Annotated in this window: 13 protein-coding genes; 3 read left to right on the top strand and 10 right to left on the bottom strand. The window is 54.3% G+C overall.

Annotated elements, in window-relative coordinates:
• Positions 1–11: 11 nt before the first annotated feature.
• From AB1598_09595 to AB1598_09580, 4 genes are all read right to left on the bottom strand, one after another.
• A complete protein-coding gene (locus AB1598_09595) occupies positions 12–1,262 on the bottom strand; it encodes an amidohydrolase family protein (protein MEW6145258.1) in 1,251 nt (416 codons plus the stop codon).
• 69 nt (positions 1,263–1,331) lie between these two features.
• Entirely contained in the window at positions 1,332–2,201 is an 870-nt protein-coding gene (dapF, locus tag AB1598_09590) for a diaminopimelate epimerase (protein ID MEW6145257.1), read from the bottom strand.
• Between the two features lie 115 nt (positions 2,202–2,316).
• Positions 2,317–2,991 (bottom strand): septal ring lytic transglycosylase RlpA family protein, encoded by a 675-nt coding sequence (locus tag AB1598_09585; protein ID MEW6145256.1) that lies wholly within the window; start codon positions 2,989–2,991, stop codon positions 2,317–2,319.
• Between the two features lie 47 nt (positions 2,992–3,038).
• Entirely contained in the window at positions 3,039–3,437 is a 399-nt protein-coding gene (locus AB1598_09580; protein MEW6145255.1) for a septal ring lytic transglycosylase RlpA family protein, read from the bottom strand.
• Between the two features lie 95 nt (positions 3,438–3,532).
• On the opposite strand from AB1598_09580, the gene AB1598_09575 reads away from it, so the two are divergent.
• Positions 3,533–4,720 (top strand): aminotransferase class I/II-fold pyridoxal phosphate-dependent enzyme, encoded by a 1,188-nt coding sequence (locus tag AB1598_09575; GenBank protein ID MEW6145254.1) that lies wholly within the window; start codon positions 3,533–3,535, stop codon positions 4,718–4,720.
• Positions 4,721–4,774: 54 nt separating this feature from the next.
• On the opposite strand, the gene AB1598_09570 is transcribed toward AB1598_09575, so the two are convergent.
• On the bottom strand, positions 4,775–8,665 hold the full coding sequence (locus AB1598_09570; GenBank protein MEW6145253.1) for a translocation/assembly module TamB domain-containing protein: 3,891 nt from the start codon (positions 8,663–8,665) through the stop codon (positions 4,775–4,777).
• Positions 8,666–8,908: 243 nt separating this feature from the next.
• Between AB1598_09570 and AB1598_09565 the strand changes: the two genes are divergently transcribed.
• Both AB1598_09565 and nuoH read left to right on the top strand, forming a co-directional pair.
• Positions 8,909–10,525, top strand: coding sequence for a molybdopterin-dependent oxidoreductase (locus AB1598_09565; protein ID MEW6145252.1), 1,617 nt, complete (start codon positions 8,909–8,911; stop codon positions 10,523–10,525).
• A gap of 5 nt (positions 10,526–10,530) precedes the next feature.
• Positions 10,531–11,604, top strand: a complete 1,074-nt coding sequence (nuoH, locus tag AB1598_09560) for an NADH-quinone oxidoreductase subunit NuoH (protein MEW6145251.1) — start codon at positions 10,531–10,533, stop codon at positions 11,602–11,604.
• 62 nt (positions 11,605–11,666) lie between these two features.
• Here nuoH and AB1598_09555 read toward each other — a convergent pair whose 3' ends face one another.
• The 5 genes from AB1598_09555 to AB1598_09535 form a co-directional block, all read right to left on the bottom strand.
• Positions 11,667–12,041 carry a cupin domain-containing protein gene (locus AB1598_09555; protein MEW6145250.1) on the bottom strand — a complete coding sequence of 125 codons (375 nt, stop codon included), beginning with the start codon at positions 12,039–12,041 and terminating at the stop codon, positions 11,667–11,669.
• 22 nt (positions 12,042–12,063) lie between these two features.
• Positions 12,064–14,532 (bottom strand): DNA topoisomerase (ATP-hydrolyzing) subunit B, encoded by a 2,469-nt coding sequence (gyrB, locus tag AB1598_09550; protein MEW6145249.1) that lies wholly within the window; start codon positions 14,530–14,532, stop codon positions 12,064–12,066.
• Between the two features lie 187 nt (positions 14,533–14,719).
• A complete protein-coding gene (gene dcd, locus AB1598_09545) occupies positions 14,720–15,274 on the bottom strand; it encodes a dCTP deaminase (protein MEW6145248.1) in 555 nt (184 codons plus the stop codon).
• A 463-nt stretch (positions 15,275–15,737) separates the two neighbouring features.
• The gene (pheS, locus tag AB1598_09540) at positions 15,738–16,757 is read right to left on the bottom strand and encodes a phenylalanine--tRNA ligase subunit alpha (protein ID MEW6145247.1); all 1,020 of its coding nucleotides are present in this window, start codon (positions 16,755–16,757) and stop codon (positions 15,738–15,740) included.
• Positions 16,758–16,913: 156 nt separating this feature from the next.
• Positions 16,914–17,420 (bottom strand): DUF456 domain-containing protein, encoded by a 507-nt coding sequence (locus tag AB1598_09535; protein ID MEW6145246.1) that lies wholly within the window; start codon positions 17,418–17,420, stop codon positions 16,914–16,916.
• Positions 17,421–17,693 lie beyond the last annotated feature (273 nt).

Raw genomic sequence — 17,693 nt, 5'->3', positions numbered from 1 at the left:
CCGGGCTCCTTCTATCTTTTCGAAAGCTTGTCATCGCCGGTATGGATGATCTCGCCGCGGACCATGACCATCCCGACGTCCCGCGCGGACGACGATATGACCGAGAGGTAAGGGTCGCCCGTTCCGGCCCTGTTGCCGAGGAATATCAGATCAGCCTCCTTACCGGTCTCGATGCTGCCGGTCTTGTCCTCGATATAAAGGGCTTTTGCCCCCCCGAGCGTCGCGGCATATACCGTGACAAAGGCGGCGCGCCGGCCCTGAGATGCGGACATGAGCAGGTGAAGGAACCTCATCTCTTCAAAAAAGTCGAGGTTGTAGTTGCTGGAGAGTCCGTCTGTCCCTATGCCGATCCTGTTAAACTCCGCGTATTCCTTCACCGGCGGGGCGCCGACCTGAAGAAAAAAATTGCTCCTCGGGCAAAGTACTACGGTCGCGTCCATATCGCGGAGCTGACGCGCTTCTTCGCCGCTCACCTGCACCATGTGTACGAGCGTAATCTTCACGCCGTGGAGGAGCCCTGCTTTCCCGAGATACGAGACAGGCGTTTCCGCCGACGGCCTTTTAAACGGAGTCTTTTTTATAAGCGGGAATATCTTCTTTTCTATGCTGTTTTCCTCGCCCCTCACGAACCTCACCTCATCGGCACTCTCGGCGAGGTGGATGCCGAGCGGTACGCCGTTCTTCCTGTAATACCTGAGGGCTTTTTTCAGCACTCCCGGACTGCACGAATAAGGGGAATGAAGGAAGAGTCTTTCCTCGAAGAGCGTCCCTTTTTCGAGAGAGGAGAAATCCGTCTTGTCTTCATTGCTGTCGAGCACTTCTCTGAAGAGAACCGTCCTCAGCCCCGAGCCTTTGAGGAGCGGCTTGTCCAGGCCGCCGTACGAGGATATCTCCCCTACTGTCGTAACTCCCGACAGGATGTTCGCCCTTATCCCCTCCACCGCGGACCTGACGATCCCGCCGCTTGCGACGCCCGCCCTTTTTTCCTTTATGATCTGCCCGAGCCAGCCGGTGAAGCCGCTGAAGCTGCGGAGCCTCCCGAATATCCATCCGAGCTCGAGATGCGTATGGGCATTGACGAAGCCCGGCAGCAATATCCCCTTCCCGAGGTCCATCTCCTGAGCGCCCTTGTATTTTTTCCTGAGGGCTCCCGATTTACCGACATCCCTGATCTTGCCGCCGGATATAAATACGGAAGCGTTTCTGAGAGGTTTTGATGAAACGGGCACCACCGTTTCGGCGGTCAGTATCAGCTTTCCCATGACGAGTTCGAGTATACCGGAATCAATTACTCAGGCGTGCGGAATATACGTATAACGGAGCTCGGTCGATCATTCCGCTCCCAGGGATTTTATCCTTTCGATCAAATCGTCGCTCAGCGTGCCGTAAGCGACCTCTTCGACCGCTCCCTTCATTTTTATAGACCAATCTTCCCTTATTTCTATATCGAGCTCGCCGCCCGGCATGGATACCGTCACTGTCCTGTCCGTAAGGCCGTTCTTCACGCACGCCGCGGCGACTGCGCACGAGCTGCTCCCTGAGGCGAGAGTCCAGCCCGCCCCCCGCTCCCATATCATTATCTCGACCCTGTCCCTCGAGACGACCTTCGCGAACTGGACGTTCGTGCGGCTGGGGAACAGCTCCGCGGTCTCGATCAACGGCCCCACGAGCTTCGTGTATCCTTCATCGAGGTTCTCCGCGAATACGACGCAGTGAGGGTTCCCGACGGAGACTGCAGTGAACCTGAGCACCTCGCCCTCTATCCTCATCTCCTCGTTCACTACCTCTCTCTCGTCCCCCTTTACGGGGATAAGTCCGCTGTCGAAAGTCGCGGTGCCCATCTCCACGGTGACGAACGGGACCCTCCCGCCGCTTACCTCGAGCTCGGCCGTGACCACTCCGCCGGGCGTGTCGATCCTGAATTCCTTCCTTTCGGTGTGGCCGTGCTCGTAAAGATACTTGGCGAATATCCTGAGCCCGTTCCCGCTCTTCTCCGCTTCGCTGCCGTCCGGGTTGAGTATCCTCAACCCGAAGTCGGCCCGGGCCGACGGGACGAGGAGAAGTATGCCGTCAGACCCTATCCCGTAGTTCCTGTCGCAGAGGAGCCTTATAACCGCTGGGGTGAGCCCGAAAGAGATCCGTGAGGCGTCGAGGACGAAATAGTCGTTACCGAGGCCGTGTGATTTTACGAATTCGTTCATAGGCGAAGCTTCTCCATACCCAACATCCGAATAGCGCTCATTATAATACACAACTACTCATGTTGAGCCAGTCCTTAATAAAACCCCGAATCGATCTGAGTAGGATAGTATAAAATTATTCCATTATTACTCTACCGTAATGCCCGTCGGTCCTTAGCCTGGAAGCGGTCTCGTCGGCGTCCTGCTTATCTTCGAACCGCCCGACCCTCACCCTCCAGTAACTATCGCCGCTCACCTCGATCGACTCTATCCTTACGTCGTCATAGTCGCCGTCGAGCGAGCGCTTGAGGGAAAGCGCATTGCCCTTGTCCGCGAACGACGCCACCTGCACCGTGTAGAGGGGCTGAAAATAGCTCCCCCCTCTCGTGGATGGTGTCGATATAACCTCGACCTTGACCTGTACCGTGCCTTCCTCGACCATTCCTATCGACTGCGCCGCCGTATAGGAGAGGTCTATTATGCGGCCCCCTACGAAGGGGCCCCTGTCGTTTATCTTCACTATAACGTCCCTGCCGTTCTCCATGTTCGTAACCCTGACGACCGTACCCATAGGTAGGCTCTTATGGGCTGCCGTGTACGCGTACTTGCTGAAACGCTCGCCATTAGCCGCGTGGTTATTGTGCTCTTCTATCCCGTACCACGAGGCGACGCCCGTCTGCGTCGAGCCCTCACCGAAATAACCGCCCGATGGAGCTTCTTCCCGCGGCGTGCGGGTCGACTCTACACTTTTTTTTGCGCATGAAAAAACGATGGGGAGGATCAACAATAATAGAAGTAATCTATTATTCATGCTCTCGACAATTGACGACAGGGGTCGGGCTCAGGGAAGAACCCCGCCTACGACGCGGAGCCCGGGTCGGCGCTCACCGGCAGCGAGATCACTTCGAGGCTGACCCTCGCCGTGCCGATGTTAAGGATCCCGAGCGTAATAGCCGCAGCCCGCGAGAGGTCGATTATACGACTCTTTATAAACGGCCCTCTGTCATTCACCCTCACTATTACCTCTTTCCCGTTATTTAAGTTCCTGACTCTCACCAGCGTCCCGAAGGGGAGCTCCCTGTGGGCGCCGGTAAATTCGTCCTTGTCATAACATTCGCCGCTTGCGGTCTTCCTGCCGTGGAAAGAACTGGCGTACCAGGAAGCGTTTCCGTACTGACGGACTTCCTGGGCGCAAACTAAAGGCACGGCAAACAAAACCAGCAGCAATATAGAGTATAGGCCTATATTTTTATTCATGACCCATAATTCCGGTTTTTTACTATTTTCGCTTAATTTTCTTGAGATTGTCAAGGATTCGAATAAAATTAACTGAAAATGAAAAAGGACCTTGAATGCAGCATATACCAGAAGAATTCTCTTTAATAAGAAGGCTTCCGCCCTACGTATTCAGCATTGTAAACGAGCTTAAATCGAAAGCGAGAGCACGCGGGGACGATATAATCGACCTCGGGATGGGGAACCCCGACCAGGCGACTCCCGATCATATAGTGAAAAAACTTATAGAGGCAGCGAAGGATCCGAGGGCCCACAGGTACTCGGCTTCGGCAGGAATACCGAAACTGCGGAGAGCCGTCGCCGCGTGGTATAAAAAGAACTACGACGTCGAGCTCGACCCCGACACGGAAGTAGTGACCACCATAGGCTCGAAGGAAGGGATATGCCACCTGATGCTCTCCATACTTTCCCCCGGGGACACCGTCATTGTGCCTAACCCGTCCTACCCTATACACATCTATTCCGTCATTATTTCGAGAGGGGACGTGCACAGCGTGCCGTTTACGAGGGACTCAAACATACTCGACGGCATTGAGAAGGCGGTCAAGGAGACCTGGCCTAAACCGAAAGTGCTGATGATCTCCTTCCCCAATAACCCGACCACGGCTGTGGTCGATCTCGGTTTTTTCAAGGACATCTACGAGCTCGCGCGGGAGGCGGGGCTGATCGTCGTGCATGATCTGGCATACGCGGAGCTGTGTTTCGACGGCTACAAGGCACCGAGCTTCCTGCAGGTGCCGGGCGCCCAGGAGATAGGCGTCGAATTCTACTCGCTTTCGAAGAGCTATAACATGCCCGGATGGAGGGTGGGGTTCATGGTGGGGAACGCGAGGATAGTGTCCGCACTCAAGCGTATAAAGAGCTATATGGACTACGGAATATTCACTCCCATACAGGTGGCGGCGATCGCGGCGCTGAGCGGCCCCCAGGACTGCGTCGAGGATATAAGAAAACTCTACAAGTCGAGAAGGGACAAGCTCGTGGACGGGCTCGCAAAGGCGGGGTGGGAGATACCCAAGCCGAAGGGGACCATGTTCGTATGGGCCGAGATACCGGACGAATTCAAGAGCATGGGATCTCTCGAGTTCTCGAAGCTCCTCATAGAGAAGGCGAAAGTGGCCGTCTCTCCGGGCATAGGCTTCGGAAACTACGGCGAGGGACACCTCCGTTTCGCGCTCGTCGAGAACGAGAAACGGATCATGCAGGCGGTGAGGGGGATAAGGAAATTCCTCAACAGCTACTGAAACGCCGTACGGTTGACTCAGTGTTTAATTGTGAGAGGTCGTGGAATAAAACTGTCAGTAGTCGAAATTGAAAAAGACGTCCGCCCCCGCCTCCTCCCCTATCTCGCTCTCGAGCGTAAGGAAATCGAACACCCTGTACTCGATTACGGCCCTGTTGGCGGTGACCGTCGAAGAAGGTAGACCGGGGCTGAAGAAATAACGCTCGTAGAAATACCTTTCGTAAGAAAGCCGCTCGTATCCCACGTAGAGGTCGTCGGTAAGGTATTTGCCTATCTCGAGGTGCGTATCCCTGAACCCGGTCTGGCCGCCCTTGATCGTCATCACGTCGATCGCCAGATCGTCGCCGATCGCGTTCCTCAGCTCGCCGACAGCCATCGTTCCCAGCACCTCTCCCGCTTTTTCCTGGAACTCCACCCTCTCGTCCGTACCGAGCTTGTCGGAGGAGGTGCCGAACACGAGGTACGAGACGATCTCGTTCTCGTCGAGCGGGGGGTCGCTCGATAGCTGTATCCTGGGCTTTTCGGCGGTTCCGGTGACGTTAATGAACACCTCCACGCTCGCCACCTCGTACGTCGCCCGCAGGTCTAGGAACGGGTCGATGATCTTCTTGCCCCTGAAACTCACGGTGCCGTTCTCGATCTCGAAGAACCTGCCCATGAACTGATAGTCGCCCCTGATAACGTCTATATTCCCCGTGATGAAGTAGGGCTCCTTGTAGTTCTTATCGATGTCGAGTTTCCCTTCGACCTCGATGTTCGCCCCTCCCCCCTTGACCCAGGAGTCCCCGGGTATGTCGAGACCGAGATCGAGCGCGATGAACTCTTCGACAAAATCCTCTTTTTTCTCGCCCGTGAAAATGAACTCATCCTTATCCGAGTCGCGCTCGTCTATAAACTTTATGCTCTCGATCTCCTTGAGGGGCTTTTCCGGAACCATTATTTCCAGGTTCCTGGCCGTGATATCACCCTTTATGAACGCATTGAGGAATTTCCCTTCTATCTCCAGTTCTCCGTCGAGGTTTGCGGTGACGTCGGCAGGGTAACTCTTCATCAGCATGCCGGACATTGTCCCCTTTCCGGTGTAGGAAAGGTCGCGGAAATCCACCCTGCCCTCGAATACACCTTCCCCCTCGCCTGTATCGATCTTGACCGGGCGGAGGGTGCCGTATTTACCCGACATGTCCATGACGGCGTTGTCTATATGTATCTTGTTCCTGAGAGCGAGCACCTTCATCGTTAGATCCCTCAACTCGAGCCTGCCGGAAACGTTGGGGTCCTCTCCCGTCCCCTCGGCAACCATATCTACCAGGAGCTTGCCGTCTAACTGCTGAATCTCCTCGTTGAATGCGGAGACGGGGCTTATATCGACCCCTTTTGACTTTATTACCGCTCTATAGGACGCTTGCCCGACGCTCTTCTCCATATTCGCGGGGTCGAAATTTATTGTCGCGTCGGCTACTGCGGACAGTATCTCCTCCTTATTGTCGGTGATCCTGAGATCGAGTCCCAGTTTGTCGCCGGAGTAGAGGAGCGAGAGCGTGAGCTGGTCGCTTCTGAACTTCATATATTCGAGGTCCTTCGCCGTAATACCGGCCCTGAGGTCGGGATGCCTGAGCGACGACCCGATTCTTATTTCCCCCGACATCTGGCCCTTTACGGGGAAATCGACGTCGAGGAGCTCGGAGGCGTCGAGCAGGCTCAGCTTCTCGAGCTTCACCGACCCGTCTATGCTCCCGTCGAAACCGAACGTAACATCCCCGACGACGAAATTCTCCTTGTGATAAAGGTTAAAAGAGCTCACTCTCACTTTATCCTTCGCGAGAGATATCGAGATAGGCCTCCGGTTTTTAAAGACAGCGTTTTCAAAATTCATTTCGACACCGCCGAGGTCGAGCCTCGCCTCGCTTCCTCCAAGCCCGTCGAGCTTAAAATCGAATGAATATTTTCTCTTGGTCGTTTCCTGTATATCGAACTCACCGTCTATCCGGCTGCCCCTGCTTGCGGCCTTGAAATTTACGACCTGGATTTCCCGTCCCCGCAGGTCTATTCCCTTAGCCTCTCCTCCCGCCGTGAGCCCGAGGTCGTTGATATCGAGACCGCTGTCGGCGCTGAGCTCGACCTTCTTTACTCTCAACCCTTTTTCCTCGTATATTAAATCCGAGCCCCTGGCGCTGGCTACGATCCTCGGGTTCTTGAAATCCCCCTTGATGTATCCGGTAAGCCCGAGACTCCCTCCGAGGTGATAAGCCGGCGCAAGCTTTGTGAGAAAATTCAGATTCTTTATGTTGAGGTCGTATTTAATGCCGCTCCCGCCGCCCCCCAGGCCGCCCGAAGCGCTCACGCTCAAGGGATCTGATTCGAGTACGAGCGATCTGATCGCGACCGATGTCCCGTTGTACGCGGCGTCTATGACTCCCCTTCTGAGATTTATATCGAATACCTTCGAAGGAGCCGCCTCCCCGGTGACCGCCGCCTCGAATCCATTGGGGAAAACCCCGGCAGCGCTCATCGACCCCTTTACTTTTAGGTTAGAGTTGAAATCGCTCGCGTACCTCTGATCGTTAAACAGGGGCGCAAAATTCGTCTTCAGGAAGCCGGCGTCGAGGTCGTATTCTATCCCGGAGCCCGAAATGGTGAGGGGACCCTTGAGCCTGACCTCTCCCACGCCGCCTCCCGTGAGGCTCATCTCCTTTATGTCGAGACCGGTCGTCGTTTCCCTGCCCCTGCTCCATGCTGCGGTTATTTTCAGCTTGGAGTCGATCACGGCGTCTATGTTACGGTTAATGTTCGCAGGAAGGGGCCCGTTTTTTTTCTCAACTAACTCGAGGAGGCGCGGAACCTTGAGAGACCCGAGGCCGAGGTCGATATCCAGAGTGTTATCCTTCCCCCTGTTGCGTATCTCGTTGAGGTCGATCGCTCCCTCGAAAGAAGCTTCTCCGAAATCTGCGCTCAGATTCCCTTTCTTAATCACAACGTGCTTGTTCTCGACCTCTACCGAACCGATTCCGCCGCTGACAGGGATTTCCATGAGCGACGAGTCCCTGAGCTTCAGCTTCCCGGATGCGTGCAGGTCCTTCCACTTGGCGGAATTCCCGTGCGCGTCGAGCTCGACGCTGAGTTCCCCAGCACCTGCGAGATCGATCCCGCTTATCGTCCCCCAGAGATAAAACCGGGGATTCATCATATCGTTTATGGCGCCCTTTCCGGCGACGGTCGCCCCCATATAATTGAATACGACGTCCAGGACCTCCAGCCTGTCAGGCAGTATTTTGTTCGAATAAACCGCCTTCCCTTTTATGTTTTCAAAATGCAGCTTTTCGAAGTCCATGCTCTCGTAGGCCACGATCAGGCGGGCGTCCCTGACGTCGAACTCGGCTTTGTCCGCTATTTTAAACAGGTTCATCGACAGGTCCGCGTTAGATAATTCAAAGATCGAGCTTTCCCCCCTCGACTCGTCGAGTATCGTCATCTTCGCGTCCCGTATAAAGCCGTTCTGAACGAAGATGTTCCAGTCGGGATTCGGTTTTTTTTCTTTTACCATCAATTTCTGAAGCTCCTGGAAATTCCACGTATCGTCCTTGTGATGAACGAGGTTTATCCGGACCCCCGTCACCCTGACTACATGGAGAGGGATCACCTTGCTGAAGAGCATCGAGCCGTCGAGAATAACCGGAAGGGAGTAATCGATGTATATCTCGTCACAGTCGATGAAGTTCTCTTTCCCGATGTCGAGCGATACGTTTTTGAGAGTGATCCCCTTAAGGAAGTTCCCTTCGATTCTTCCGATCGTGAAGTTCTGCGCCGTGAGGGTGGTTACTATGGCGTTGGTTGTGATCTTGACGAACTGCCTGAAGTAATGGGTCTGGATTATAAGAATGACTATTGCTGATAATAAGAGGAGTAACAGAAGGAATACGACTATAGGTTTTAGGACTTTCGAACGCATAGCCTATGCCGTGAATTATAACACATGCCCCCGCGGCCGGGATAAGGAAGATACGCGCACTCCGCTTATCAGGCTCAAGATTCGGACGTCCGGAATGCCGTAACCCCTCACCGAGACCGCATAAACTCCCTTGCAGGCACTGTAAAACCGGTACGGCGGCAATACACGACTATCCCCGCATAACTTGCTAAGGCACCCGCGGTCAGATAATATTTTCCCGACTCTCGCTTAACCGAATTTCCTATGCCCAAGCTCACGATAGACGGAATCGAAGTGGAGGTCGAAGAGGGCCTCAATCTTATACAGGCGGCTTCCCGCCTCGGAATAGACGTCCCTCATTTTTGCTACCACCCGGCCCTGAGCGTGGTCGCCCAGTGCAGGCAGTGCCTCGTCGAGGTGGAGGGCGTGCCGAAGGTCATGCCCGCATGCAACACCTTCGTGAGAGAGGGCCTCATAGTCAAAACCAATACCGAGAAGGCGGTAAAGGCGAGGAAGGCCACGGTAGAGTTCACGCTCATCAACCACCCGCTCGACTGTCCCATATGCGACAAGGGAGGAGAATGCCCGCTCCAGCTCACGACTATGAAGCACGGGCCCGGTTACAGCAGGTTCGAAGGGCCCGAAGAAAAGAAGGTAAGGAGGAAATACTACCTCAGCGACAGGATACTCTACGACCCCAACCGCTGCATCATGTGCACGAGGTGCGTCAGATTCACGGACGAAATCACGAAGACCGGGGAGCTCGGGTTCGACGGCAGGGGGTTCAGAAAAAAGATTGTCGTATTCCCGGGGAAGAACCTCGACAACGAGCTTTCGGGGAACGTCACCGACCTGTGCCCAGTCGGCGCTCTCCTCAACAAGGACAACCTCCACGAGGAGAGGGTGTGGTACTGGAAATTCACCGACAGCGTATGCGCGCTATGCAGCAACGGATGCAATATAACGGTCGGCGCAGACCCGAGGAAGGGTAAGGTATCGAGGGTAAGGCCCCGTATAAACATGGACGTGAACGAATACTGGATATGCGACAGGGGGAGATACGGCTTCAGGGAGGTTCAGGAGGGGGGGGTACGTCTCAAAGACCCGATCGTAAGAAAGGGAGAGGGATTCGAGATTACGGACTGGGCGGACGCGATTGAGCTCGCTTCTTCGGGACTCATGAGAGCGAAGGAGATGTCTCCCAACCCGATTGCGATACTGGCCTCACCATTACTCACGAACGAAGAATTGTATCTGTTGAAGAAGCTGGGAGCTGTTCTTAAAACCGAGAGGGTATATTCAAACACAGGCGATTCGAGCGCTCCCAAGCTCTACGGGCTTATAAGCTCCGACCCCTATCCGAACAGCGCAGGGGTTAAGGACATGGGGATCCTGTCAGGACCCGAGAGAATAGAAGAACTAATAAACGCCATAACAGACGGCCAGGTAAAAATACTCTACGCGGTGGGCGAAGACCTCTTCAGATTCGGAGCGCCGGATCAGCACGCGAGGCTAAAGGAAGCGCTCGCCGGTCTCACGCTGCTCATAGCGGAGGACTACAAGCTCACCGAGACGGTAAGGCTCGCCCACGTGATACTTCCGGGCGCGAGCCCTTATGAGAAAGAAGGGACGTTCACCAACGACAGGGGAAGGGTGCAGAGGGTGAGGCAGACTATACCCCCTCCCGGGACCGCGAAGCCCGATTGGGAGATACTGTCCCTCGTAGGCGCGGCTATCGAGGCCGAAAGCCTCGAGTTCCGGAAGCCATCCGATATAATGCTCGAAATTGCGGGGCACGTGCCCTCTTACAGCGGAATTAACTACGAGAACATAGGCATGCTCGGCGCGGAAAGGGCCGGACACGCCGCTTTTACAGAATAAACGGAATAAACATGGTTTGGGTCGAACTCGGGATAACGCTCGTAAAAATCGCACTCGTATTCTTCGTCGTCCTTACGCTCGTCGCGTACCTCACGCTCGCCGAACGGAGGGTGAGCGCCTTCATACAGGACAGGCTCGGCCCTAACCGCGTGGGGCCGTTCGGCTTCCTCCAGCCGCTCGCGGACGGGGTGAAGTTCATTTTCAAGGAAGACATAATACCGAGCCACGCGAACAAGCCGTTTTTTATAGTGGCGCCCGCTTTCGCCCTCATCACTGCGCTCATCGCGCTAGCCGTAGTACCCATAGGCAAGGGATTCAATACGACCCTCTTCGGACTCCTGAGCGAGCCGATATTCGTAAGGCTCCAGATAGCGGACCTCAACGTCGGCATACTGTACGTCCTCGCCATAGGGTCCCTCAGCGTTTACGGCGTGGTGCTCGGCGGATGGGCATCCAACAGCAAGTACTCTTTCCTCGGCGGTCTCCGGGGCGCGGCGCAGATGATAAGCTACGAGCTGGCGATGGGGCTTTCCATAGTAGGCGTGATCGCGTGGACGGGGTCGCTGAGACTGGAAGACATTATCGAGGCCCAATCGAAATACTGGTTCGCTTTCCCGCAGATACTGGGATGCATAGTATTTCTGACGGCGGCTTTTGCCGAGACGAACAGGCTCCCCTTCGACATGCCCGAAGCCGAGCCCGAGATAGTCGCCGGCTATCACACGGAGTACAGCAGCATGAAGTTCGCAATGTTCTTCATGGCCGAATATACGCACATGATAGTCGTATCGTGCCTCGTCGTGGCGCTCTTCTTCGGCGGGTGGTATCCGCTGCCGTTCGGCGGCTGGTTCGGGATAGACATAGATAAATACTGGTACCTCCCCCCGCTCGTCTTCATAGGTAAGGTTCTGACGTTCCTATTCTTCTTCATTTGGGTGAGGTTCACACTTCCGAGATTCAGGTACGACCAGGTGATGAACCTCGGATGGAAGGTGCTATTCCCCATAGCCGTCGCGAACCTGATAATAATCAGCATCGCCATCCTGGTGCTCCAGAACTACGGCTACTTCAAGGCATAACCTGTCCCTGTTGATTTATCACTTCTGAATGCAATCGAAGAAGTGCGGATACAGGAAGGACATCAGTCGCTTACGACTAATTTTAACACGTCGTCCCGGTTGGGGACCATGCAGAGGAACTCGAAGTTCTCATCGCCCAGCACCTCGTACCAGTGGGGGACGCCAGCGGGGATGTAGAGAATGTCCTCGGCCTTGACCTCGTAGACATTATCGCCTATGCCTATCCTCGCGCGGCCGCGGAGCACATATTGCTCGTGCTCGACAGTGTTGGTGTGAGCGGGGATGCCTCCGCCGGGCTCCATTATGAAGCGCCTCATGGCGAAGTTCGGCCCTTCGTCAGGACCTATAAGCACCTGGCGGTACGTATTACTCCCGGCACTCACCTTTTCCACCGGGATTTGATTTACGTGCTTTACAGACTCGGGCATCTTACTCATTACTGGCTTGCGGACCGACCGCTCACACATCGAGGTTTACGACGTTGAGCGCGTTAGTCTCGATGAACTCCTTCCTCGGCTCGACCTCATCCCCCATGAGGATCGTGAATATCTCGTCCGTGTCCACGGCGTCCTCGACCATTACCTTCTTGAGAACGCGGGTTTCGGGATTCATCGTCGTCTCCCAGAGCTGCTCGGGGTTCATCTCGCCCAAACCCTTATACCTCTGTATAGTCATGCCTTTCTTGCCGCGCGTGAGTATGTGCTCCGTCACGGCGGAAAGACTCGGGAGCTCTACCGCGGCCTCGTCGTCGTGAATGCCGTAGGGAGGGTCGCCGACTGCTTTTATAGATTCGCGGAGGTTTTTTATCTCGCCGAACTCGGGCGAGTTCAGGAAATCGAAATCGATCAGCGTGCTCCTCTGCCTGCCGCTCTCCTTGAAGGTGTACGAAATTTTGGACGACTCATGCTCGGGATCGTCGAGTAGCTGCCAGTCGAGGCCGGTGACTTCAGGATGCCTCTTCTCGATCCACTCCTTTATTGCTTTGAGGTGAAGGTCGAGCTCGTCCGACTTCTCCGTCTTGAGATGACCTTTTTTGAACCCTTCCCTGCTTGCGAAGGCGTCCACGATCCTCATGTCCCTACCCCATTTCCCTATTTTCTCGAGCGCCTTGCCGTAGGAAATCGATTTTTTTATTATGTCGAAGAGCCGAGCTCCTTTTATCTCCTTCGTCCCATTGCCGTTAGGCGATACGTTCAATACTATTCCGTCGGTACCGTGCTCGAGGAAATAGTCTTCGTATTCGTGGTCGTCTTTCAGGTATTTCTCCTCTTTACCGCGCTTCACCCTGTAAAGAGGCGGCTGCGCGACGTAGAGATGGCCCTTGTCTATTACCTCCGCGAACTGCCTGAAGAAGAAGGTCAGGAGGAGGGTCCTGATATGAGAGCCGTCCACGTCCGCGTCTGTCATGAGTATGATCTTATGGTATCTGAGCTTTGCGATGTCGAAGTCGTCAGAGCCGATGCCCGTGCCGAGGACAGTGATGAGGGTCCTTATCTCCTCGTTGCCGAGCATCTTGTCGAACCTCGCTTTCTCGACGTTGAGTATCTTTCCCCTGAGAGGAAGGACGGCTTGATTGTACCTGGCACGCGCCTGCTTGGCCGAGCCTCCGGCGGATTCGCCCTCCACTATGAAGAGCTCGCATACGCCTGGGTCGCGCTCCTGGCAGTCGGCGAGCTTACCGGGTAAAGAGCCCGATTCGAGCGCGCTCTTTCTCCTCGTGAGCTCCCTCGCCTTCCTCGCGGCCTCCCTCGCGCGCGCCGCATCGACAGCTTTCTCGACTATCTTCCTCGCGACCGAAGGGTTTTCCTCGAAGAACGTGCCTAGCTTGTCGTTGAGGAGCGTCTCGACTATGCCCTTCACGTCCGTATTCCCGAGCTTGGTCTTGGTCTGTCCCTCGAACTTAGGGTCGGGGAGCTTTACGCTTATCACGCCCGTGAGCCCTTCCCTCGTGTCGTCGCCGCTGAGAGCGATTTTAGCGGTTTTCAGAAGTCCTTTATCTTCCGCGTACTTGTTGATCGTCCTTGTAAGCGCGCCCCTGAAGCCCGTGAGGTGCGTTCCCCCCTCGACGTTGTTGATGTTATTCGCGTAGCAGAAGATCGTTTCCGTGTAGCCGTCGTTGTACTGAAGCGCCACTTCGACGATTATGTCGTCCTTTTCGCCCGACACGTATATAGGCTCCGGGTGGAGAGGCTTTTTATTTTTATTCAGCTCGTCGACGAATGCGACGATCCCGCCCTTATAATAAAATTCCTGGCTCTTTCCCGTCCTCTCGTCCGTGAGCTGAATGACGAGGCCCCTGTTGAGGAACGCGAGCTCCCTTATCCTGTGCGCCAGCGTGTCGTAGCTGAATTCGTAGATCTCGAATATCTGGGGGTCGGGCTTGAACCTTATCTTCGTGCCCGTCCTGTCGGTCTTCCCCGTTTCCTTGAGCTCGGAAACGGCGTTGCCGCGCTCGTATTTCTGGAACCAGACCTTGCCGTCCCTCCTGATCTCCAGATTGAGATACTCGGATAAGGCGTTTACTACGGTGACGCCGACCCCGTGGAGGCCTCCCGAGACCTGGTAGACCTTGCCCTCGAACTTGCCGCCGGCGTGGAGCATCGTCATGACCACCTCGGCCGCGGACTTGCCGGTTTCCTTGTGCTTATCGACCGGTATGCCCCTTCCGTTGTCCTCTATCGTGACGCTCTCGTCCACGTGGATCGTGACGCCTATCCTGTCGCAATAGCCGGCCAGGGCTTCATCCACGCTGTTATCGAGAACCTCGAACACTAGGTGATGGAAGCCGCGCGTGCTCGTGTCCCCGATGTACATATCCGGGCGCTTCCTGACGGCTTCGAGGCCGGGAAGGACTTTGATTTTTTCTGCCGTATACGAGCTGTCTACCTTGGTCTGAGACTCTTTTTTAAGGTCTGTTTTTACTTCCAAAATGTACTACCTCCGAACATGCCTGCAGGGGGGAAATTATTGAGTTAATAGTATACCATGACGGGCAAAAAATGGAAATAAAATCAAGGGGTTTTAGTATATTTATCGAAGTAATCCCTGAACCGGGGCGTGCCAAACCGGGAGCTCCAATTTTTCGAGTCAGGACGGGGTATTCCGTGCGCTCCGCTCACACCTTGGGCGGGGTGATCCCCACCTGCTTCTGATACTTCCCCTTCTTGTCGGCGTAGGAAACCTCACACATATCGTCGGCCTCGAAAAACAACACCTGGGCAATGCCCTCGTTTGCGTATATTTTCGCCGGCAGCGGGGTCGTGTTCGATATCTCGAGAGTGACGAATCCCTCCCATTCCGGCTCAAACGGCGTGACGTTCACTATGATCCCGCACCTGGCGTACGTGGACTTCCCGACGCAGAGCGTAATGGTGCTCCTCGGAATTTTAAAGTACTCGACCGTCCTTGCAAGAGCGAAAGAATTGGGCGGAATTATGCAGACGTCCGAAGTGATCTCGACGAACGATTTATCGTTGAACCGCTTCGGATCGACCACGGTGTTGTAGACGTTCGTGAAGACCTTGAACTCGTCGCTTACCCTGATGTCATAGCCGTAGGCGGAGAGGCCGTATGAGATCGCCCCTTCCCTCACCTGCCCGTCGACGAAAGGGTCTATCATGCTATGCTCCTTTGCCATTTTCCTTATCCAGGTGTCAGATTTAACTCCCATTTCCTTGCTCCTAAATTATATGGATTATTATGCTTAGAGGAAAAGCATATTACCACAGGCGGGGATGTTACTCAATCGGGGGAGGAAACTGCCGTACTTGGCTATGCGCTAGTCGAATAGACAAAGAAAGGCAATTATTTTCTCTTCTTTTCCTTGATGAAAAGAAGCAAAAATCATCCGACTGAACATAATTTGCTAAAAATATCATATTAAGGCTAAAATCGTTCAATTCCTCCCATAAGCAGCGTAGTAGCTTATATATGTGCCGATTTAATTTACATTGTTGCCCATAAGCGAGGGCGTCCGATTCCTCACTAGCTCGGAATCGTCCCCTGAACGATTTTCACGCCTTAATAATCTATTTTCTTAACGCAAATTCTGTAATGTCGGGAAAGGAAAAGACAAAAATTAGATTTCTCAGCTGTGCCTCGATATCACCGTTTCCAAGATGCTGAGAGCACGATCAGGTGAATTGTTTCAGGAAGCGGAGGTCGTTCTCGAAGAAGAGCCTTATGTCGTTGATGCCGTACTTAAGCATGGTTATCCTTTCTATCCCCATGCCGAAGGCGAAGCCCGAATACTTCTCAGGGTCGTATCCCACGCTCTTGAATACCTCGGGGTCGACCATGCCGCAGCCGAGTATCTCGAGCCAGCCCGAATTCTTGCATACCCTGCAGCCTTTCCCCCCGCATATCAGGCACGCGATGTCAACCTCGGCGCTCGGCTCCGTGAACGGGAAGAAGCTCGGCCTGAACCTCACCCCGACGCCTTCTCCGAACACGAGCCTTACGAATTCGGTGAGCACCCCCTTCAAGTCTCCGAACGTGACGCCTTCGTCGACGAGCAGGCCCTCTATCTGGTGGAACATCGGGGTGTGCGATATGTCGCTGTCGCACCTGTAGACCTTTCCGGGGGCGATAACCTTCACGGGCGGCTTACGCTTCTCCATGACGCGTATCTGAACGGGTGAGGTATGAGTCCTCAATACTATTTCGTCCGATATGTAGAACGTATCCTGCATGTCGCGCGCCGGGTGGTTCTTTGGGATATTGAGCGCTTCGAAATTGTAATAGTCCGTCTCGACTTCAGGACCTTCGGCGACCTCGAACCCCATCCTCTCGAATATGGTCGTAATTTCCTCCATGACCTGAGTTATAGGGTGCCTCGCTCCTATGAGCATGCCCCTTCCCGGCAGCGTGACGTCTATCCTCTCTTCGTCGAGAGAGCGCCTCTTCTTCTCCTCCCTTATCGTGTCGAGCCTCCGCTCGATGAGCTCCTCGACAAACGTCTTGGTCTCGTTGATGAGCTTCCCCATGCGCGGGCGGTCGGAGTCGGGTATGTCCTTCATCCCCTTGAGTATCTCCGTTATCACGCCCTTCCTGCCGACGAATTTGGCCTTCAGGTTCTGCAGCGACACCTCGTCGTTCACGGAACTCAACTCGGCTTCGGCCTGCTTTTTAACGTCTTCGAGCGTTTCTATCATCGATACACCCCGGCAGATTCATCGAAATCCGGTGAATAATCTACCACAACGAGAATTTACATCTACTCCCGCGAATGAATTGGAAAGACATGACCGGATTGCCATAAAATCGTCAACCCCGGACGGATCAGATGCAATAGCAACGGAAGAAACGGATTAATTATTGAGAACGGCCAGAACGGTTATAGCTATCATCGCAATCCCGACCGCGCCCTTCGATATGGTACCGGCGACCCTGCCTATGAACGCCCCCCACCCTGATTTCAAAGCCTCGTCCATCTTTTTTCCCTGCGAGAGCTCCATCAGTATAGCCCCGGCAAATGCGCCGGCGAAAGCCCCTATGACAGCCCCTATGCCGAAAAAGAAAGGGGCGCCCATTATAGCGCCTATGATGCCGAAGACTATAGATCCCACGATGGCCCTGTTGCTCGATTCGTACTTCTTCGAACCCAGTATGCCCAGGAGGAACTCGATAAGCTCCCCGGCCAGGGCGAGGACTACCAAAATTACGATTATCCTGACCGTTACCTCCTGAAAACCGCCGTACCACCCGTAGAGCACTGATCCGCCCAGTATTATGAAAGTGCCGGGGAAACCGAATATGAGAGATACGAGACCGGCGAGAGAGACGAGAAGGTATAATGCGAAAATCACGTAATCCATTACTTTATAGGTTTACCCGCGAAACTCTATTTTCCAACCGTAGTTTAATCGCCAGGGGTAATTGTAGATCTCAAGTAATTCGTGGACAAAAGTAGTCCCATCGGAATACATAAGAAAGCGATATATTTCTCTTCTTTTCCTTGATGAAAAGAAGCACACACGTAGTGTGTCTTACGATTGTTATGTGGCTGCAGGCGCAAATCTAACAATCGTAAAATTGAGCGGAAGCGGTGGTTAAGATCATTTGCCTGCGGGTGCTCACGCGCACAGAAT

The organism is Thermodesulfobacteriota bacterium (assembly GCA_040754335.1).
In the GTDB taxonomy this organism is placed as follows: domain Bacteria; phylum Desulfobacterota_D; class UBA1144; order Nemesobacterales; family UBA2774; genus 2-12-FULL-53-21.
Note: the sequence above shows the minus strand (reverse complement) of the source record. Positions and strands in the feature narration are given on the sequence as shown.

Coding starts and splice junctions, on each gene's coding strand:
- AB1598_09595 (MEW6145258.1), bottom strand. CDS start 1,262: ATGGGAAAGCTGATACTGACCGCCGAAACGGTGGTGCCCGTTTCATCA.
- dapF (MEW6145257.1), bottom strand. CDS start 2,201: ATGAACGAATTCGTAAAATCACACGGCCTCGGTAACGACTATTTCGTC.
- AB1598_09585 (MEW6145256.1), bottom strand. CDS start 2,991: ATGAATAATAGATTACTTCTATTATTGTTGATCCTCCCCATCGTTTTT.
- AB1598_09580 (MEW6145255.1), bottom strand. CDS start 3,437: ATGAATAAAAATATAGGCCTATACTCTATATTGCTGCTGGTTTTGTTT.
- AB1598_09575 (MEW6145254.1), top strand. CDS start 3,533: ATGCAGCATATACCAGAAGAATTCTCTTTAATAAGAAGGCTTCCGCCC.
- AB1598_09570 (MEW6145253.1), bottom strand. CDS start 8,665: ATGCGTTCGAAAGTCCTAAAACCTATAGTCGTATTCCTTCTGTTACTC.
- AB1598_09565 (MEW6145252.1), top strand. CDS start 8,909: ATGCCCAAGCTCACGATAGACGGAATCGAAGTGGAGGTCGAAGAGGGC.
- AB1598_09555 (MEW6145250.1), bottom strand. CDS start 12,041: ATGAGTAAGATGCCCGAGTCTGTAAAGCACGTAAATCAAATCCCGGTG.
- dcd (MEW6145248.1), bottom strand. CDS start 15,274: ATGGGAGTTAAATCTGACACCTGGATAAGGAAAATGGCAAAGGAGCAT.
- pheS (MEW6145247.1), bottom strand. CDS start 16,757: ATGATAGAAACGCTCGAAGACGTTAAAAAGCAGGCCGAAGCCGAGTTG.
- AB1598_09535 (MEW6145246.1), bottom strand. CDS start 17,420: ATGGATTACGTGATTTTCGCATTATACCTTCTCGTCTCTCTCGCCGGT.